The sequence below is a fragment of the Halomarina pelagica genome (genome assembly GCF_024228315.1).
Classification (GTDB): Archaea; Halobacteriota; Halobacteria; order Halobacteriales; family Haloarculaceae; genus Halomarina; species Halomarina pelagica.
In genome coordinates this window covers 75,396-95,806 of sequence record NZ_CP100454.1, presented here as the reverse complement: position 1 = coordinate 95,806, position 20,411 = coordinate 75,396, and the positions used below count along the sequence as shown (strand labels likewise).

Annotated in this window: 13 protein-coding genes and 3 pseudogenes; 3 read left to right on the top strand and 13 right to left on the bottom strand. The window is 60.5% G+C overall.

Annotation, left to right across the window (positions count from 1 at the left end; all coding sequences use genetic code 11):
* Positions 1-174 precede the first annotated feature (174 nt).
* Together pucL and uraH are read left to right on the top strand one after the other, a co-directional pair.
* Entirely contained in the window at positions 175-1,140 is a 966-nt protein-coding gene (pucL, locus tag NKI68_RS00480; protein ID WP_254544732.1) for a factor-independent urate hydroxylase, read from the top strand.
* Positions 1,137-1,484, top strand: a complete 348-nt coding sequence (uraH, locus tag NKI68_RS00475) for a hydroxyisourate hydrolase (protein ID WP_254544731.1) — start codon at positions 1,137-1,139, stop codon at positions 1,482-1,484. The genes pucL and uraH overlap by 4 nt, the downstream gene beginning before the upstream one ends.
* 32 nt (positions 1,485-1,516) lie before the next feature.
* Here uraH and NKI68_RS00470 read toward each other — a convergent pair whose 3' ends face one another.
* The 10 genes and pseudogenes from NKI68_RS00470 to NKI68_RS00425 form a co-directional block, all read right to left on the bottom strand.
* Positions 1,517-2,791, bottom strand: coding sequence for a Zn-dependent hydrolase (locus NKI68_RS00470; RefSeq protein WP_254544730.1), 1,275 nt, complete (start codon positions 2,789-2,791; stop codon positions 1,517-1,519).
* Between the two features lie 94 nt (positions 2,792-2,885).
* On the bottom strand, positions 2,886-3,302 hold the full coding sequence (locus NKI68_RS00465; protein ID WP_254544729.1) for a DUF3830 family protein: 417 nt from the start codon (positions 3,300-3,302) through the stop codon (positions 2,886-2,888).
* Between the two features lie 258 nt (positions 3,303-3,560).
* Positions 3,561-4,937: a dihydroorotase gene (locus NKI68_RS00460; protein WP_254546455.1), complete on the bottom strand. Its 1,377-nt coding sequence runs from the start codon at positions 4,935-4,937 to the stop codon at positions 3,561-3,563.
* Between the two features lie 75 nt (positions 4,938-5,012).
* Entirely contained in the window at positions 5,013-6,677 is a 1,665-nt protein-coding gene (gene ade, locus NKI68_RS00455) for an adenine deaminase (RefSeq protein ID WP_254544728.1), read from the bottom strand.
* A 333-nt stretch (positions 6,678-7,010) separates the two neighbouring features.
* Positions 7,011-8,402 carry an NCS2 family permease gene (locus NKI68_RS00450; protein ID WP_254544727.1) on the bottom strand — a complete coding sequence of 464 codons (1,392 nt, stop codon included), beginning with the start codon at positions 8,400-8,402 and terminating at the stop codon, positions 7,011-7,013.
* A gap of 281 nt (positions 8,403-8,683) precedes the next feature.
* The gene (locus NKI68_RS00445; protein ID WP_254546454.1) at positions 8,684-10,027 is read right to left on the bottom strand and encodes a 5'-deoxyadenosine deaminase; all 1,344 of its coding nucleotides are present in this window, start codon (positions 10,025-10,027) and stop codon (positions 8,684-8,686) included.
* A gap of 315 nt (positions 10,028-10,342) precedes the next feature.
* A pseudogene (locus tag NKI68_RS00440) lies at positions 10,343-11,649 on the bottom strand (solute carrier family 23 protein).
* A gap of 524 nt (positions 11,650-12,173) precedes the next feature.
* Positions 12,174-14,615 (bottom strand): xanthine dehydrogenase family protein molybdopterin-binding subunit, encoded by a 2,442-nt coding sequence (locus NKI68_RS00435; protein WP_254544725.1) that lies wholly within the window; start codon positions 14,613-14,615, stop codon positions 12,174-12,176.
* Positions 14,612-15,160, bottom strand: coding sequence for a (2Fe-2S)-binding protein (locus NKI68_RS00430; RefSeq protein ID WP_254544724.1), 549 nt, complete (start codon positions 15,158-15,160; stop codon positions 14,612-14,614). The genes NKI68_RS00435 and NKI68_RS00430 overlap by 4 nt, the downstream gene beginning before the upstream one ends.
* 950 nt (positions 15,161-16,110) lie before the next feature.
* A pseudogene (locus NKI68_RS00425) lies at positions 16,111-16,933 on the bottom strand (IS5 family transposase).
* A gap of 292 nt (positions 16,934-17,225) precedes the next feature.
* Between NKI68_RS00425 and NKI68_RS00420 the strand changes: the two are divergent.
* A complete protein-coding gene (locus tag NKI68_RS00420) occupies positions 17,226-18,593 on the top strand; it encodes a uracil-xanthine permease family protein (protein WP_254544723.1) in 1,368 nt (455 codons plus the stop codon).
* 98 nt (positions 18,594-18,691) lie between these two features.
* Here NKI68_RS00420 and NKI68_RS00415 read toward each other — a convergent pair.
* From NKI68_RS00415 to NKI68_RS00405, 3 genes and pseudogenes are all read right to left on the bottom strand, one after another.
* Positions 18,692-19,673 (bottom strand): annotated as a pseudogene (locus NKI68_RS00415) (IS630 family transposase).
* Between the two features lie 39 nt (positions 19,674-19,712).
* Positions 19,713-20,021 (bottom strand): hypothetical protein, encoded by a 309-nt coding sequence (locus NKI68_RS00410; RefSeq protein ID WP_254544722.1) that lies wholly within the window; start codon positions 20,019-20,021, stop codon positions 19,713-19,715.
* On the bottom strand, positions 20,009-20,299 hold the full coding sequence (locus tag NKI68_RS00405; protein ID WP_254544721.1) for a hypothetical protein: 291 nt from the start codon (positions 20,297-20,299) through the stop codon (positions 20,009-20,011). The genes NKI68_RS00410 and NKI68_RS00405 overlap by 13 nt, the downstream gene beginning before the upstream one ends.
* Between the last annotated feature and the right edge of the window lie 112 nt (positions 20,300-20,411).

Sequence of the window (20,411 nt, the reverse complement as noted above, 5' to 3'; positions counted from 1 at the left end):
CACGGCTGGAGTGATCGTCGTCTGGTGATCACACGAGTCGCCAGGAGGCAAACTATTTTGTATCGGGAATGGAATCCTTAGCTGGACGATGAGACCACATAGCATGCGGAGCGTGAGCCGATGTGCCTGGAAACGCCCCAGAACACACCGACCGCTCGGAGGGGGATCGATAGTATGACCGAGAACCACTCCGCGGGCGAGCGGACGATGAACTACGGCAAAGAGCACGTCAACGTCTACCGGACGTACGCGACCCCACTGGAGGGCGTTCGCGAGATACCCGAGTCGGGATTCGACGGCAAGCCGAACACGCTCTTCGGAATGGAGGTGCGCGCCCAGATCGAGGGCGAGGAGTTCCTTCCCTCCTTCCGGGACGGGGACAACACGAAGGTCGTGGCGACGGACTCGATGAAGAACTTCATCCTTCATCACGCCGGCGATTACGACGGCGCGACCGTCGAGGGCTTTCTTCATTACGTCGGATCGGAGTTCCTCCGAACCTACGACCAGATGGAGTCGGTCCGTATGTCGGCCGACGAACTCGCGTTCAACGAACGTCCCGTGCCCGACGGGGACGGTGACTTCGAGCCGAGTGACCTCGTCTTCCGCGTTACCGACAACGAGTCCGCTTTCGGCGAGTTCTACCTCACCCGAGAGAACGGCGACGTCGTCATCGAGGAGCAACGAAGCGGCGTCACCGGCTTCGAACTCGTGAAGGTGAAGGACAACTCATTCGTCGGCTACGTTCAAGACGAGTACACCACCCTACCGGAACGGGAGAACCGGACGCTGTACATCAGCCTCGACATCTTCTGGACGTACGACGAGCCCGAGACGGCGCTGGGCGAGGATCCTGCGGCGTACGTGCCGGCGGAGCAGGTACGGGACATCGCCCAGGTGGTCTTCCACGAGAAGAACGTCAACTCGATCCAAGACCTCATCTACCAGGTCGGGCTTCGGGTGCTCGAGCGGTTCCCGCAACTGTCCCAGGTGAGCTTCGAGGCTAACAACCGTACGTGGCTGAAAGTACGCGACGACATGGACGGCGACGCAAAGGTGCTGCGGGAACCGCCACGGCCGACCGGCTTTCAGCAGTTCTCGATGGACCGCAGCGACCTCGAGGAGGCAGGTGAACGATGACTGCCGGCCTGACCACACACGTCCTCGACACGAGCCGCGAGGGACCGGCGGAGGGCGTCGAAGTAACGCTCTATCGCCTTGAGGACGACCACCGCGAGCAGGTCACTGCGGCGACGACGAACCACGACGGACGTGTCGATGAGCCGTTGCTCGACGCCGACGAGATCGAGACCGGGACCTTCGAACTCGTCTTCGACGTGGGTGCCTACTACCGCGAGGGTCCCGCCGAGTCATCGTTCCTCGACGAGGTGCCGGTGCGGTTCCTGATCGACGACCCGACCGAGCACTACCACGTTCCCCTGCTTCTCTCTCCGGGTGGGTACACGACCTACCGCGGGAGCTGAACTGCGGCCGTACCCCTCGCCGACTCCTCCGATCACGCCTCTGCGAGACGCTGGAGGCCTGCCGTCAGGACCCGCGTCGCCGTCGCGCAACTGCTCCAGTCCGTCCACTCGCGGGGGCTGTGCGAGAACCCGCCTTTGGATGGCGCGAACAGCATCCCGGTGTCGGTGACGTCCGTGATGTGCATCGTGTCATGGCCGGCGCCGGAGTGCAGCGACAGCGACGATGCGTCGACGGTCGAAACCGCGTGTTCGAGGGCAGCTATACACCGGTCGCTCATCTGGCTTGGCGCGATATCGTACGGTCGCTCGAACGTGACTTCCACCCCCCGCTCGGTTTCGAGCCCCGCGAGGCAGTCGCGGACCCGTTCGACGATGCGCTCCATCGATGCATACCGAACGTCGCGGATGTCGACGCCGAGTTCCGCCCGTCCTGGCACGACGTTGATCGCGTTCGGCGAGACATCGAGTTTCCCGACCGTCCCGACGACGGTGTCGCCGTGCTCGGCGAGGACGTCGTTCGCCGTCGCCTCTACCTCGAGGACGAGTTCGCTCGCAGCGGTCAACGCGTCTGTCCGCGCCTCCATCGTCGTCGATCCCGAGTGGTCAGCCTCCCCCACAATTTCGATCTCACAGCGGATCGTCCCCGTGATCGCGGAGACGATTCCGACGGCGGCGTTCGTTTCCTGGAGTCGCTCGCCCTGTTCGACGTGGAGCTCGAGCCACGCGTCCCACGCGCTCGCGTCCACTCGGCCGGTCCCACGAAACCCGATGTCAGTCAGCGCCGTCTCGAGCGTCACGCCGTCGTCATCTTCGAGAGCGAGTGCCTCCTTGATCGACCGGTTCCCACTGGCCACCGACGAGCCGAGGAGGCCGTTGGAGAACCGCCCACCTTCCTCCTCGGTGAAGCAGACGACTTCTATCGGCCGTGCGAGGTCACTGCCGGTGTCCTGTAGCGCCCTGACGGCTTCCAGCGCGCTGTAGACTCCCAGCACGCCGTCGAAGATGCCGCCCTCGGGGACGGAGTCGAGGTGGCTGCCACACGCGACGGCCGACGCCGTGGGGTCGGCGCTACTGGACACCCAGCGGCCGACGACGTTACCGACCGCATCGATTCGCACGTCGAGACCGGCCACCTCGAGTCGGTCGAGCAGATACTGCCGTGCCTGCCGGTTCGCGTTCGTGCCGGTCAGCACCGTCCGACCGTGACCACGACTGGTCGGAATGGCACCGTACTCCGCGTTCGTCGTGATGTCGTCGCGGAGACGCTCCTCACTCACGGATCGGTGGGCATGCTCCGTGGTACTCATGATCTACGAGTTACAGCCCCCCGGATTTGAAGATACCGACGTACTGCCAGGTCCGGATCGGAGCGGTGGCTCTCTCGACGCTCGTGGAGCGGTATTAACGTTCTCTGATGACGATCCGTTTCGCACCGGTCTGCAGCGTCTCCTCCTCCAGTTCGGCGAGTTCTTCACGTGACGCGTCCAGCGTCGCCACGTGGTTGCCGGCGAGTTCACCCGCCGGACTCTTGAAGCACGTCGGTCCACAGGGAACGAGGATCTCCTGTTCGTTCCGGTACCCCGGATAGAGCAGGATATCGCCGCGCGAGGGATACACAGTGTGGTTCTCGCGTGGAATCTCTGGAAGGTCGATCTCGTCGATGTTGACCCACGTCGCGTGACCACTCCAGCGGACGTGCATCAACTCCGATTCGAGCGGCAGGAAGTCGCGAAGTGCCTCGACTGATCGCGGCGCTTCGTCCTTGAGTAGGTCAGCTACGTACACCTCTCCCTCGATGTCGAACTCTAGTTGGCTCACGTCACGACCAATAGGTCACTGGAAAATAAAGGTACTGTCGCGACGACGCTCCCGTTCCCGTTTCTCCGTCGTCCACCCTGCGGCACGCCGCCGTCGGTACCTGGGATTCCGTGTCGGTCGGCACCGGTACCGCGGCCGGCCACAGTCCCTTCGGGTCCCCGCGGCTCCCTCACCGCCTTCACGGAGTGGTAGTCCACTGACACCGGCGACTGTCGACCGTCCCGGTTCGTTGGTACAGTTGTGTCGGCTGGCACGGTGCTACGGCGTCCAGTCCGGGCGCTCGCGCTCGACGTACTCGCCGTGACCGGGGGCACCGACGATTTCGCCGTCGTCCGCGACGATGACACCACGGACGAGTGTCGTCTCGACTGCGCCTCGTACTGTCCGATCCTCGTAGAGCGAGTAGTCCGCTTTCGAGGCGTTGTCCTCCGCCGATATCGTATACTCGACATCCGGGTCGAAGATCACGATGTCCGCGTCGGTGCCCGGGTCGAGCGTCCCCTTCTCCGAGAGACCGAACGTGACCGCCGGATTTCGGCTCATGAGGCGTGTGAGAAACTCGTACGACAGTCCCCGTTCGTTCACGGCTTCGTCGTGGAACACTGGCAGACTCGTCTGCAGGCCGTTCGCCCCGAACGGCCCTTCCCACCACTCGCTTTCCTCCTTCGCGTCGCGCTTCTGTGCGACGTGATCGGTCGAGACGACGCTCAGTACGTCCCGTTTGAGATAGTCAAAGAGAGCGTCGGTGTCGTCGCTGCGTCGAAGTGGTGGTGCGATCCGCGGGAGGTTCCCCATCTCCTCGTGGAGGTCTCCGGTCAGCGTCGTGTAGTGTGTACACGTCTCGCCGCGGATCAGGCTGCCGTCCTCCTGGTGACGCGCCAGTGCATCAGCAGACTTCCGACAGGAGGTGTGAATCCCGTAATACTTCGCCCCGAGCTGGCGAGCCATTCGTGCGAGGTCGTCGGCCGCCATGGCCTCCGCGTAGTCTGGCCGCGACTCGGGATAGCTACTCGCCCCGCGTCCCTCCGCTCGTAGTCTCTCGGTCACTGCCTCACAGACGGAGTCGTCTTCGGTGTGGCCGACCCCGACGGCGTCGAGTTCCGCGAGTCGCCCGAGTACGCGGTTGATGTATCCGTTCGAGAGGCCGAACTCGTAGGCCGTATACATCTTGAACGAGGTGACCCCGGCGTCGATGACCTCCTCCAGTTCGTCGAAGAGATCAGCGCCCTCCCTGAGAATGCCTCCGTGTAGCCCGTAGTCGATCAACGCGTCGGAGGCTCGCTCTCGCTTTCGTTCGATTCCCTCCATGAGCGTCCCCCTCTCGTCCCACGGACTTCCCTCGGCCGCGTAACCCTGCCAGGCGAAATCGATCACCGTCGTCACACCCCCGAGCGCCGCCGCCTTCGTCGCCGTCTCGTAACTATCGATAGAGACGTGATCGTCGATGTGGACGTGCGGGTCGACGATTCCCGGCATGACGACCCTTCCCGTCGCATCAAGCGTCCGGTCGGCTTCCGGGAGGTGCTGTGGATCACCGAGTCCCACGATCGTTCCGTCGTCGATCGCGATCGCACCTTCGAACGACCGTGTACCGGAGAGGATCCTTCCTCCTTCGATAACAGTATCTACGACCATCGGATGCATCTCTACCGACGAGGAACATAAAAGTGCACGTGGGACCCGCGCTGTCGGATGAGAACTGGCCGGCGATCAGGGACGGACCACGTCGATGTGTTCTGCCGCCTCGACATCGACCAGCCCCTTGTTCGTCAGGCGATACGTCGGAATGACCTCGAGGGCGAGGAACGACAGCTCCATCAGTCCGTTGTCGACCAGACCGAGATCGGTCACGAACGCCTCGACGTTCTCGTACTGCTCGGCCACCACCTCGATCGGCTCGTCGGACATCAGTCCCGCCACCGGAAGCGGGAGCGACACCATTTCGGCGGCCTCCGGGTCGAAAGCGGCGATACCGCCGCCGATGTCACGGAGGTGATTGGCCACACGGGCCATGGAGTCGCGGTCCGCACCGGCGACCACACAGTTGTGTGCGTCGTGGGCGATGGTGGAACCGATGGCTCCGCGGTGCAGGCCGAGACCGTGGACGAATCCCCGTCCGATCCCCCCATCCCGGCCGTGTCGCTCGATGACGGTCAGCGAGAGGATGTCCTCGTCGACCGGCGGGACCAGCGCGCCCGCTTCGACCGAGACGGTTGCTCGCATGGGATCGGTCTGCAGACCGCCGACGGCATCGATAACCCGAACGGGGATCGTCTCGCCGTCATCGTCCGCCGCCGTGATCACGAGGTCCCTGCCCGAAACCGGGTCGAACTTGACGGTGTCGTCCGCCAGGTTCGTAGTCCCGGTCCGATTCTTCGCTGTGGGATCCATCTCGCCGTCAACTATCACGTGGGCGACGTCCCACGAGTTCAGGTCGTCGAGCAACACCAAGTCGGCCGGTGTCCCGGGTTTGAGCCGCCCGAAGGGCAGATCGTAGCTCTCGGCCGTATTGAGTGTCGCCATCTGGACGACTTCGACGGGATCGACACCCTCGTCGATGGCCTTGCGAACTGCGAAGTCGACGCCGCCGCGGTCGACGAGATCGGTCACCTCCGTGTCGTCGGTACAGAGAGAGAGCAGACGGGTGTCGACAGCGTCGACGAGCGGCAGGAGGTCGGCGAGGTTCTCACTCGATGACCCCTCGCGCAGATAGACCCGGATACCGAGTCTCGCCCGCTGTCGCGCTTCAGCGAGCGTAATACTCTCGTGATCGGTGTCGAGATACCGAGCCGCCTCGTGGAGGGACGTCCCGTCGACGCCTGCCATGTGTCCGTCGACGGTGAGACCGCGCTCGCGGGCGGCTGTTATCTTCGCGTGGACCTCGCTGTCGCCGGCGATCAGTCCCGGGATGTCCATCACCTCGCCGAGCGCGACGACAGGGTCGAGGTCAACCAGCGTCGCCACGGCCGCCGCGTCCAGCGTCGCACCGGTGTCCTGTAGCCCGGAGGCCGGAACGCTGGACGGAACAGTAAACCGTGCCTTCAGCGGCGTGTTCGTCGCGTCCTCGATGACGGCACGAATGCCAGCCTCCCCCAAGACGTTCGCAATCTCGTGTGGGTCGTGAACGATGCTAGTCACGCCACCTGGCAGGACCGCGTTTCCGTACTCCGGGAGCGTCACCATGCTTGACTCGACGTGCACGTGGGCGTCGATGAGTCCGGGCGTGACGTACCCCGTGTCGAGGACGTGATCGGCCGGACGGTCTTCCAGAGCGACTATCCTGCCGTCGTCGATAGCGACCGTACCGTCTTCGAGCGTCCCGGTGTGAACGTTTACCAGTGTTCCGTGAACGAGCGTGTCGACCGAATCAGTCATCGCTGTCGACCGTGCCGGCAGCGATGTTGCTTTCACGGCTCACCCGCGGTCGAATGCACGTAGTATCAGCCGACCCGAGGTGTGGGTTAGTATACCACATGCGAGATGGTAGTTACCGTAGATAGATAGTCGTTTGGCTCGGTGGCCGCCGAAACCACTCACTGTCGTCGAACGCGACCCTCTCGAGGAACCGATACATTCTGCCCCACTTCCCCGCGGCAGCCGCACGGACAGCGTGGACAACTCCCCGGCAGTGGGAGTGTGAGGACAGCGCGGGTTCAGTCGGCGATCCCGCGAGAGGGACGTGAAGACGGTTCGGTCGTGCCGGTGGTGTCAACCCATCACGCCACCAGCGGTGACGTAGAAGTAGAGAGCAAACGACACTGCCAGGAGCCACTGGAGGGCGTGGACGTCATCGTGTTCGCCCTGTGCCGCTTTGACGAGGGGATAACTGATGATACCCGCGGCGATGCCGTTGGCTATCGAGGCCGTCAGGGGCATCATGACGATGGTGAGCCCTCCAGGAATGAGCCAGTCGGAGCGCTGCCACTTGATGTCTGTGACGCCCTGGAGCATGATGAGACCGACGAGGATGAGCCCGAGATAGGAAGCGTACGTCGGTATCGCTGCCACTACCGGGACAGCGACGAGCGAAGCCAGGAACAGTACGGCGACGACAAGTGCTGTCAATCCGGTGCGGCCACCCTCTTCGACCCCGGTCGAACTCTCGACGTAGGTGGTCACGGTGGTCGTCCCGACAATCGCCCCGCAGGTGGTAGCGACGGCGTCGGCCATCAGCGGTTTCTCCATCTCTGGGAGGTTGCCGTCCTCATCGAGGAAGTTTCCGAACTGCGAGACGCCGATGAGCGTTCCGGCGGTGTCGAAAAAATCGACGAACAAGAAAGTAATCACTACAATAATGAACGGAATCGGTTCGATGTTTCCGAAGCCGTCGATAAACGCCCCAAACAGCGGCGTGATGTCGTACTGAACCGGTGGGAGGCTTTCGGGTGTGAGGACGCCGCCGTCCACAACCCCAGCGAACGTCAGTCCCCACCCGGCGGCAGCAGTTGCGATGATGCCAGCAATGATCGAGCCAGTGACTCCCTTGGCGTAGAGGACGATCATGAAGGCGAGTCCGGCAAGCGCCAGCAGTGCAACCGGGTCCGACGCGACGTTACCGAGCGAAACCAGCGTCGCCTCGTCCGCGACAGCGACGTTGATCTCGATGAGGCCGAGCAACAGGAGGAACAGACCGATGCCGGCCCCGACGGCGAACTTCACGGGTTCCGGGAAGAATTCGATGATGTACCGTCTCGCGCCGACGCTGGACATCGCCATGAAGATGACGCCCTCGACGAACACCGCCGCGAGCGCGGTCTCCCACGGAATCCCCAGCGAGATCACCACAGTGAACGCGAAGTACGCGTTCAATCCCATTCCGGGAGCGAGACCGAACGGCCGGTTCGCGTACAACGCCATCACGATCGAACCGATAGCGGCGGCCAAGATAGTCGCGATGGCGAGCATCTGGAACGTCTGCCCGTCGGAATATCCCTGTATAGAGATCGCCTCCGACAGGATCGCCGGGTTTACCACGATGATATACGACATGGTGAGGAACGTCGTGATGCCCGCAACGACTTCGGTCTTGACGTCCGTCCCGTGACGTTCGAATCCGAAAAACGTCGCTATGCGTGACCGTACCTTGCTATCGCTTGCCATAGTTGTTCACTACCCTACTAGACACAAATAAGTTTTCACTGCGACCACTGTTTCTGGTCGGAGGTCCCAGCGATTATCCACGACTGCAGGGTTCGACGGAGAGCACACTCCCCTGTGGACGGAGTTGCCAGCGTGGTGGGTCGACTCGACGGTACGTGGTCGAAACGTTTCATTCCGGGTGTACAATGGCCGCTCTCGTACCGACCGACGGAGCGACGCTCGAGTGACATACCTGTGGTACTCGATAGACTGTCGACGAACTGTGTCCGAATCGGGAGAACCTAGTTCCCTCCAGGTTTCTGCTGCTGTGCGGACCGCCGTTCGTCCTCCAGGTCCATGTCGAGACCTATCTCCGACGCACGCTGCCGGACCGCTCCGGCGTCGATGGCAGTCATCTTCCCCTCCTCCTGCAAGACGGTGCCGTCTACCATCGTGAACCGCACGTCGTCGCCGTGCGCGGCGAACACGATGTGGGAGAGTATGTCGTGGAGTGGGGTCGCACGCGTGCAGTCCGTACTGAGCCCCACGATGTCGGCGCGCCAGCCCTCCTGAATCGCACCGAGTTCGTCGAAGCCGGCGGCTTTCGCTCCATTGAGCGTCGCCATCTCGAAAATTCTAGCAGGCGGTGTCGTCGTCGGGTCTAGTCGATCGACCTTCTGGAGGAGGCTGGCCTGGCGCATCTCGGTAAACGCATCGAGCGTGTTGTTACACGGCGGGCCGTCGTTACCGAGTGCGACGTTGATTCCCCGGTCGAGGTAGTCCCAGATCGGGGCGATCCCGCTCGCGAGCTTCATGTTCGAGGACGGGCAGTGCGTGACGTGCGTGCCCGTCTCTGCGAGGACCTCCCGCTCACTTTCGTCGGTCCACACACAGTGTGCCAGCACCACGTCCTCGCCCGTGAGACCGACTTCGTTGAGCCAGTGGACGTTGCGCATTCCGGTGTCATCCTTGACGGTCTCGATCTCGCTCCGGTTCTCGTTGGCGTGGGTGTGGATGCGGACGCCGTCGTATGCGTCGGCCAGCTCACGAGCGCCGCGGAGACAGTCCTCGGTACATGAGACGGCGAAACGCGGCGTCACGGCGTATCGGATACGGTCGTCGAACGATCCGTGGTACTTCTGGATGAGACGCTCGGACGTGTCGAGGGCTTCCTGGGTATCTTCGAGGAGACCATCGGGCGAGCGCTGGTCCATCATGACCTTGCCGAGGACACCGCGGATGCCGATTTCGCCCGCAGCCTCGAAGGCCTCGTCGGCGTGGGCGACGGAAAGGTGATCGATGCACGTCGTCGTTCCACTCTCGATCATCTCCAGATACCCCAGTTTCGCCGCGACCTCCATCTCCTTGGCCGAGAGCGATGCTTCCATCGGGAGAATATAGTCGAACAGCCAGTCCAGCAGCTCGGTGTTGTCGGCGATCCCGCGACCGAGGCTCTGGACGGAGTGGACGTGCCCGCCGATGAGCCCCGGCAACAAGACGTCGTACGACTGGTGTTCGTGGTCGGTATACTGTGGTGCGATCTCGGATCGCTCGCCCACTCTCTCGATACGTGATCCTTCGGTGACGACCGCTCCGTCGCGGAGTACCGTACGAGGGTCTACGACGACGGAACCGGTTAGCAACATACGTCGATCGTATACGACACCGGAGCAAAAGTATTTCTCTGCCGGGACTCCCATGCGAGGGCAGTAGGTGCGATGGACCAACCAGGGCCGGTCCGGCGGATGACGGGTCAGCATCGAGTGAACCGTCGAGAAGTGCTCGCCATTCACGGCCTTTTCGCCGTGGTTAGTGTACGTGTGCGTGCGTACCGTCACTGTACCCGTTCATGCCACTGGATTGCTTCTGGGATCTCTACGACTGGTAATTGAGTACCGGAAGGAAGTCCCCTCCGGCAGATCCTCCGTCGTCCCCGATCGTCGATCGAGGTCGGTCGAGACTCAGTCGTCGACCGGTTCGGAGAGCGGTGCTGCGGCGTCGGTTCTATCGAACAGGGGGCTCGATTCGCCGGGGACGAACGTGTTCAACGTGAGCGCCACGAGCCCAGTGACGATGACCGGTTCGCCGAAGAACGTCTGTGCGCCGCTCGGCAAGCCCGAGAGCGCCTCGGGCACCGTCGCAACCCCGAGTCCGAGGCTAAGCGCCGTGGCGATGATGACCATGTTCCGGCGGTTCATCTCGATGTTCAGAAACAGCAGTCGCATTCCGCTGGCGGCCACCATCCCGACCATGATGAGTACGGCGCCACCAAAGACGGCAGAGGGAATCGTCGTCACAATCGCCCCGATTTTCGGGACCAACCCGAGTACGATCAGGATCCCACCGCCGATCCCGACGATGTGGCGGCTCATCACGCCCGTGAAATTGATGATACCGACGTTTTGTGAGAACGACGTCTGCGGGAACGACCCGAAGACCGCCCCGAGAGCGCTGATGAATCCGTCAGCGAAGATCCCGCCGCGGAACTCGTCCTCGGTCGAGTTGCGGCCCTCGGCGGCGGTGATCCCTGACATATTGCCGATCGTCTCCATCCCTGAAACCAGAAACAGGAACGCGAACGTTAAAAGCGGGATCAACTCGAGGCTGAACCCGAAACGACCGGGCGTGGGAACCGCAATCCACGCCGCGCTGTAGAAGGCACTGACGTCGACGATGCCCATCGCGATCGCGGCGATGTAGCCGACGCCGATGCCGATGATGATACTCAACATCCGCCAGACCCCACGCAGGAGCAGGTTGAAGAGGACGGTGATCAGTAGGACCAGCCCCGCGAGCCCGAGGTTCTGTACCGAGCCAAAGTTCTCTGCGCCGACGCCGCCCGCGGCGTACTCGATGCCGGCCGGGATGAGGTACCGTCCAATTATGATGACGATGAGCCCCGTGACGAGCGGCGGAAAGAACGCCCCGAGCCGTTTGAACTGCCAGCCCGGCAGGAACGGGACGATGGTCGCTGCGACTACGATCGACCCGAACACCACGTCGGGGCCCGAATTCGCGCCGATCGACGACATCGCGCCGACGAAAGCGAAACTCGTCCCTATCACGATCGGGAGCTTCGCGCCGACCGGCCCAACGGTGTAGGCATAGACGACGGTCGCCACGCCCGCGAAGAGAATCATCATCTACACGAGGAACGTCGTGTCCGCGGTACCCAATCCTCACCCCCTGTGACGATGAATGCGACAGCGGTCGAGGGGAGGATCATAACCGATACGTGTTGTAACGCAAGTAGGAGCGATTTCGACAGCGGCGGCTTCTCCTCTAGGCCCTACGCGAGGTCGATACCGTTCTCTGTGTTATCAGACATGGCCCGCACAAGGAATATTACTAAAAATAATTAGAGACTATTGTTCCCTAGTTTAATACAGGAATTAAAAATTGATATAACATGTCGCGGGCGGCTATTCGACCGAACTGTGGCTGCGTTCGGCGATTGCCGCCGACCCGACTCGGGGTAAACGGCGCTGTAGGGAAGCATCGATAAAGACGCAGCTACCCAATCCAACGACGTGGTTGGAGATAACGAACACCCGTGGACGATCACTGCGAGCGATCTCCGATCGTGTTTCATCCCATCGACGGGTAGCACCTGCTGGACAGACCGTTCGTTCCGGTCTCGTTCGTGGCGTGGGTGCGTCAGGAGTCTCGTTCGGGCAGCGACCGTCGTGGCGGTTACGATAGCAGACACCCCGGCGATCGTGACTTTCAGTGTCGATCGTGACTTCCAGTGTCGATGGCGAATCCCTGTTCCCTGACGAGGAGTCGACGCGATCAGGTTTCGTCGAGCGCGGTCTTGATCTTCTCCGGGGTGATCGGCATGTCACCGATTCGGACACCGACGGCCCGGCGGATAGCGTTGCTCAGTGCCGGCGGAACCCCATTGACGGGGATTTCGGCGACCGACTTCGCGCCGAAGGGCCCAGTCGGTTCGTGTGTTTCGACGATGATGGAGTCTATCGGAGGCTGGTCGGCCGTGGTGGGCATGTCGTAGTTGCGAAAGCCCATCACTTCCGGCCGTCCGTCCGCGTCGAAAGTGATGCCATCACCGGTCGCCAGCTCGTAACTCATGTGTACCGCGCCCTCGATCTGTCCCTCCACGAGGTCGGGGTTGAGCGCGGTGCCACAGTCGACGGCATACACCATGTCGTTGACCTCGATCTCGCCGGTCTCCTCGTTCACAGTCACGTCGACGAACTGCGCGCCGAAGGGTGGCGGCGATTCTTCCGTGCAGTAACTCGCCTCCCCCATCACGTGGGCCCGAACCTCGTCACCGTATACGGACTCGTAGCCGATCTCTTCGAGCGAGACTGACTCGCCCGAAACCTCTGAGACGATCGATCCCGCGTCGACGGTGAACGCCGATTCGGGCTCGTCGAGCATCCGCGACGCGAACTCGAACAGCATCTCGCGAGCGTCCTCGGCGGCCTTCTTGACCGCTTGTCCAGTGATGTACGTCGTCGAGGATGCGTACGCACCGTGGTCGAACGGGGAGATATCGGTATCCGAGGGCTGGACCAGCACGTCCTCCGGAGGCACGCCGAGCACTTCGGCCGCGATCTGGGCCATCACCGTGTCGGCTCCGGGACCGATATCGACGGCGCCGGTCTGGAGAATGAAGGACCCGTCCTCGTTCATCTTGATGTGAGCCGCGCCGAGTTCGTCGCCGGGGACGCCGCTCCCCTGAACCGTGAGCGCCATGCCGCAGGCCCGGTGGAGGTGATCCTCGTCGGGCTGTTCGATGTCGCCCCAGCCGATCGCCGCTCGGCCTTCGGCGATGCACTCGTCGAGACCACACGACCGGATGCGCCGGCCGTACTCCTTGTCCTTCAAGATGCCGGAGGCGACCTCGAAATCGCCCTCGGATACCACGTTCTGCGCGCGGAGTTCGATAGGATCGATATCGAGATCACGGGCGACCTCGTCCATATGTCCCTCGACGGCGAGGTGGCCCTGTGGGGCGCCGTAGCCACGCATGGCACCCGCGATCGGCAGGTTAGTGTGAACGGCAGTCGTTCTAAAGCGGATGTTCGGCGTATGCGTGTAGAGCGGCAACGGTTTCTTGCCGATGGAGATAGCGACAGTCATCCCGTGGGGGCCGTACGCACCCGAGTTCGTGATGGCCTCCATGTCAAGCGCTCTGAGGTCGCCGTCGTCGGTCACGACGCTCCGGAGTTTGACACGGGCAGGCCGGCGATTGCGAACTGCGTGGAACTGCTCGCGGCGCGTCGTCTCGACCATCACCGGCCGGTCGGCAGCCTCGGAGAGGGCCACCGCGATCGGTTCGATGATCATCCCCTGCTTCGACCCGAACCCGGCACCGATTCGCGGTTTCGACACCCGGACGTCACGTATCGGCACGTCGAAGAGATGTGCAAGCTGTCGACGCGTGTGGTAGGGCACTTGCGTGCTGGAGATGAGGTGATAGCGGTTGTCCTCGTCACGGTGGGCGATGGTCGTGTGAGGTTCGGGAACGCAGTGGGACTGATAGGGCGTTTCCCACTCAGTTTCGGTCACCGTCAGGTCCGCGCGGTCCGCTGCCTCTGCGAAGGCCGTGTCCACGTCTCCGATCTCTCCGGTCGCCTGTGCCTCGATGTTTCGCTCGTAGTCCGCGCCGGGTTGGATGTTCTCCACGTCGTCTTCGTCGTGAATCTGCGGTGCATCGGGTGCCATCGCCTCGGCGGTATCGAAGACGGCGTCGTACTCCTCGTAGGTGACGTCGAGTTTGCGCGCAGCCTTACTCGCGGTGTCCTTGTCCTCGGCGGCGATGGCAGCGATGGGGTCGCCGACGAAGCGCACCTTCCGGCGGAGGACCCGGATATCCCACGGGGAGGGCTCGGGATACGACTGACCGGCGGAGGTGTAGAGCTTGTCCGGTACTTCGGGAGAATCCGGCGTGAGGACGGCGTAGACGCCGTCCATCGTCTCGGCCGCACTCGTGTCGATATCCTTGACGACGCCGTGTGCGATATCCGAGCGGACGATCTCCGCCTCGGCGAGGTCCGGGAACTCCCGGGCGTAGTCGGCCGTGTACTTCGCCTCTCCGGTGACGATTTTCCTGGCGTCGTCTTTCTCCTCACGGTGCGATACCGTCCGCCGCTCGCCCGGAGCCTTTCGGTTGTTCGGGGCCTCGTCCCACTCGACTAGGGTACCTTCTTCGGCCTCCGAAGTATCGGCAGTCTCTTCCTCTGGAGTCAGCTCGTCGCTCTTGCTCATTCGTCGAACCCTCCCTCGTGGCAGCCACGACCCTGAGAAGCACCGCCGGTGAGCGGGGAACCTCCGTCAGCCGCTACGTCCCCTTCGCCATCCAACCGGGTCGAGGCGTCCTGCACGGCGTCGATGATCTTCTCGTAGCCCGTGCACCGACAGAGGTTCCCCGAGAGCGCGTCGCGAATCTCGGCCTCGTCTGGATCCGGGTTCTCTTCCAGCAGCACCTTCGAGCGCATGATCATACCCGGGATACAGAAGCCACACTGGAGCGCGGCGTTGTCGACGAACGCCGCCTGCACCGGGCTGAGGTCGTCTTGCGTACCCAGGTTCTCGATGGTCTCAATATCGCCCCCTTCGACTCGACGGATCGGTCGGATACAGGACTTGACCGGTTCGCCGTCGACGATCACGGTGCAAAACCCGCAGTCGCCGGTGTCACATCCGCGTTTCGCACCGGTGTACCCGTTGTCCCGGAGGACGTCGAGCAGCGTGTCTGAGCGAGCGGCCTCGAACGTTACGTCGTTTTCGTTCAGTGTGAGATCGATTTCCATGGCTATTGTGGTCGGTTGATAATCACGAGAGCGGTGCTCACCTGCTGGACGAGAGGCCGTGTTTCTGAACCCTCGCGACTTGAGGACCGAACGAGACGGGCTAACCGTATGACCTTCCTGACCCCGGGCATGCTAGTTTCCTGCACAGTATAGGTGGTCGTTGGTCATTTAAAACTTCTCCCCTGGTTGCCTTATTACCGAGATCGTCCTCTGGACAAGTCATCGGAACGCAATCTCCAACCATACCGTGAATGTGTTAGTCTATCAGATCTCACTCGACGACGAGTTTGCTAATGATTCTCTGCAATCGTGCTGGCTTCAGTGCCTTCGACATTATCTGGGACTTGATTGTCGGAGAAGGAAAATTGAACCGTTGATCGAAGGTGTGTCGTTTGGAAATTGACTGTGCAGAATTCAACTTATCCCCCAACGCTCTGGTGTAGACCATTGTTGGTATAGAACCGTCCGGCGATGTTGCTGTGGATGGACTTGGTGAGAGGGCTCTCCAGAACAGGAGCGCGGCCGGTCCAGCGGGAGGATCTACTGACCCGACTCACAGTATGGGGTCGTCACCAACAATCTACTTCATAAGAGCGTACCCGAAAATGCATTCGTATATTTCAAACACAAATACCCACAATCTGATTCGGACTAGAGGGCAAACAGGGCGAAAATAACAATCCTATCGTTGTTACTAACCACGGAGACTATTCATGAGAGCTACTTTTTTCATGTGCCTCCACGGCGTTGAGATACTTTAATCCACAGTTGTCTGTTCGTTACGCCCTGTTGATAGAACAGCTTGAATATCGCATTAGGCAACTAGGGACAAAGGTTCTGGTCTGGACCAACACGACAGAAAGTATATAATATTGACATATTGGGGTCAAACTGTCCGTTTTCATTTCTCAAATAGTTTACTCTGTAGGATCGGTATACGGCACTGGATTTCACGGATATCTCACGCTCCGACGGAGCTTGTAGACGGTACATTTGAGGATCATCTCGCGGAGCTCCTGATGCCAGCTTCGCACACGCACGGCTGCGCCGAGTGTGCGCCTGAGGCTTGAGAAGACGGTTTCGACCATCCAGGGGCGGTTGTCGTGCGTTGAACTCAGCCGTGCGTTGTGTACGAAATCAAGCGAATTGTGGATCCGATGCTTAATGAGCGGACGAACTCCGTAACTTCGGAGTTCATCGCGGAATGGTTTGCCGTCGTACGCTCAATCAGCGGGCAACGAGAGTAGCTTGCCCGCCGAAACGCGGGCGACCTGCAGGCCAATCTTCGCGTCGTGTTTCTTCGTCGTCGTGCAGTGGACGTCGGTGACGTCCAGCGTTTCGACATCCACGAGAGCAGTGACTTTTAGCGACCGGACGTGGTAGTGTGCTCGTTGAGCGTACTACTGCGAAGGCTGGTCGCGGTCGAAGCCAGTCGAATCGATAGCGGCGTGGCCAGTGCGTTTCTCCGCTGACGCGCGGAGAAACGCACGCTAAGTCGTCGTCGGAATCTTCTCGAACCAGTTATCGGGGACCATGTAGTGAGGCAACCGCGTGAGGCCAATCTCTTCCAAGACGCTCGGTATTTCGCTCAGCAAGTCAATTGTCTGACGGTTAGGACTTACTGAGTTCAATCCGGAGGACATGTAGTGTGAGCATCGCCCAGTCGGCGAACCCGCTTCCGCCAACGGGGTTGGCGGGTTCGCCTGGTTTCTCGAGAACTGTTTTAGCAGTGGCGACCGTAATAAGTGTGAAGTGGCGGAATTCTAAACTCAAACCAATCTGCCCCTTCGGTTTCCACCGAGATAACGGAGTCGTCACGCCGGAGTCTAGCGATCCTACAGAGCAGAACATTGTGAATCCCGATATCCTGCCTATGATCGAGCGACACTAGTCATATGGTCCCACCGTGGTAAAACGGGTTGCAGCGCAAGGGACTTAAATTGCGAATCTAATCTGGGATAGGCTATTAGTTATAATGATCTATCTAAACATAATCCTATAACCGCTACGCGACGATGATGGACATGCCAAAGTTATAAGTTAACTATTGTCATTCCTCTATACGATGTCCGATAACACCTCTGATATCGAGATAGTGTATGGTATCGACGCGAAGCCACCGTTACGCGAATCAGTTCCGCTAGGCCTACAACATATTCTGGCGATGATTTTACCGAACCTTGCTCCGCCGCTCATCATCGCCGGTGCGGTCGGCCTTGCGACGGGACAGGTGACCTTCCTTGTTCAGATGGCGTTGGTCTTCGCCGGTCTCGCGACGATCGTACAAGCCTCGCCAATCGGTCCGGTTGGCGCGCGGTTACCGATCGTCATGGGGACGAGCTTCGCCTTTGTCGGCGCGATTATCTCCGTGGCAACGCAGTACAGCCTCGCTGCGGCCTTCGGTGCTTGTATCGTTGCCGCACTCGTTGAGGTGTTCATCGGGTGGAAATTCGAGTGGTTTGAGTCGTACTTTACCCCGCTCGTAAACGGATTGATCGTCGTGATAATCGGTCTCTATCTCATTCCCGTTGGGATGGATTATCTCGCCGGCGGAGTCGGAATGCCCAACTACGGGGCGCCAGTTAATCTCGCGCTCGGCGGTCTCGTGTTTGTCGTCGCGATTGGATTGAATCAGCTGTTTTCGGGTTATCTTCGAATCCTCAGCCTTCTGGTCAGCATCGCGGTCGGCTACATCGTTGCCGCCGCGCTCGGGATGGTTGATTTTTCACCGGTCACTCAAGCAGCCTGGTTCGCGTTCCCTGTTCCCCTGAAGTTCGGAATCGCATTTGAACCCGTTCCTATCCTCATCCTCTCGGTGATCTACGTCACGACGACAATGGAAACGATCGGCCACATCTCAGCAATTACAGCAGTGGAGGACCGCGAACCGAAAGAGTCTGAACTCAAAGGTGGCGTCATAGCTGACGGCGTGATGAGCGGTCTCGCAGGCGTCTTCGGTGCATTCCCGAACACTTCGTTCGCACAGAACGTCGGCGTCGTCACCTTTACTGGCATTATGAGTCGATTCATTGTCGTCGTCGGCGGTGTGATTCTCCTGTTGCTCGGATTCGTGCCGAAGGTTGGCGCGCTGTTCGCAACCATGCCGAACCCAGTTCTCGGGGGGGTGACGCTCGTCATGTTCGGCATGGTCCTCTCCAGTGGATTCAAAATTCTCAAGGACAACGTCGTGCTAAATCAGCGCAACATGGTCATTATCGCTGCGTCAATCGGCTTGGGCCTTGGTGTCGCTACCCGGCCCGAGGTCCTTCAGCAACTCCCCGAACAGGTCCAGATGTTCCTCGGAGAAGCCGTCGTCGTCACTGCCCTTGTCTCACTCATCCTTGACAACGTCGTTCCCAAGGACACGAGCGACGTTGATGTTGATCACGAGACGGAGGCTCCTACCCCAGCTAGTGCCGATTTCGACGATTGAAAGCCGTCCAATCGTTCAGCACAATCCCGTTATTATCGGATATCTGGCGACGACCTGATAGCTTGTTGCGGTGGCGAAAACGTATCCTATAGTAGGAACTAGAAATAATTGCTCACATTAGGGGCAGAGAGTTGGTCGAGAGCGGTGTCGATCGCTGTTGTAAGCTCGTCGAGCGAGTCAAAGAAGCGGTTGCTGAGAGCAGCTTGCAGCTGTCTCCGGCATTCCTCGACAGGGTTCAGTTCTGGCGAATACGATGGTAACGTCACGAAGGCGAGGTCGTCACGGGCCGCTAGGTCCGTGACGGTCGACGCCTGACGATACGGCGCTCCATCAAGCACCACGATCAACTTATACCGAATTATTTGTATAAATCAAAATTAGATATTTTGTGTGGATGGCCGTGACATACCCCTTAAATCGGGAGAAAAAGCGATCACCGTCCTCGGTAACCTCGCCCAATAGACACTTCCAGTCGCGTTGGCCGGAGAGTTCGACGGAGGGCCCCCTACCGCGCGGAAACCACGCGGCGCGCGGCTCGACTTGCATGGATTTCTTGGTTTGATCGATAAAGACTACGGTGGCGTCCATCTCCCGTCGCTTTTTTGAGCTTATCGGTGAACTTCTCTTGCTCGGTTTCGCCAGCTTCAGCAACTCTTCGGGGCGGTTTCTGATAGCTCAATCCTGCTTCTTTCAGCGACTGCCGACAACTCGGGATTAATTACTCGACGCCGTACGTTTCTTCAAGGTATTCTTGGGCGAGCGCCGGCGCGTTGATGCCAATCTCTTCAGGTGATTCGTGAATAGTTGCTCCAAATTCTTCTATAAATATGGCAATTTTCGTTTCCTTCTAGTTCATTTATCATCAGACACAGTTGGCTCCCGCGACTCGTCGGTGTTGAGTCGCGTGGACCAACTGTAGATCGTCCGCCGCTGAACGTCGTCCCAGTCGGCCAACTCAGCTTGCGTCACACCGATGTTGTACGCGATTGCCGCTAAGAGCCGTTACGTCAGCTTCGTTCCGTCCACGTTGTCGAGGGCGTCTTGCGATTCCTCGACGGAGAGTTCGTCGAGATGGTTCACTAGCTACGGTCACAATAGCTGAGCAAAAAGTTCTAACAGTTATTGTAGGACGGTCAGATCGTCAGGCGTCGATTCGTCTGTATCCTCTGCCCGGTGGTGGCTGTTCCGTTCTGGGTCGCGCCGGCCCGTAACCCCCGCATTCTGGGGGGTAATGAGGATCGTTCGAGCGGCCGGCTCGATGGTCTCGCGGAGGGCTGCGGAAAAGCGGGTGGGCCAGCTCCCCCACAGCGTTAACTGGTCGGGGACCGATTCGAAGTCCAGGTGCTCGCAGAGAGCAGGGCGACGATCGAGGTACTCAACCAGCGCGGTCTCGTGGTCCCTTCCGTAGAGTTGTTTTAGCACGAACACGCGAACGAGGGGGGCATCTCGTACTGCGTAACGCCGGGATAGCGATCGTGGGATTGGAACTCAACATACGCTAGCGGAAGGTGGCAGACGAAGTCAGCAAGCGAGTCGTAGACGTCGTGCTCGAACCAGACCGTCGCAACCGTCCGGATATCTCCCTTGAGCGCGCCAAGCGAGCGACGATCGTACAGCGCTATCGTGTCGTACGCCGGCCAGTCATGATACGAGGTCGTCGTGATCGGCCGGAAGACCGCGCGTCGTGAGGCAGGCGTCGAGGGCATGTGCCGATACTGACTGTCATACTAGCAAGACAGTGTTCACTTCCATTGCCTCGAGACTAGACAGTCGGGCGATCGCATCCTCTCGGTCGCTTCCTTCTTCGTGCAGGAATCA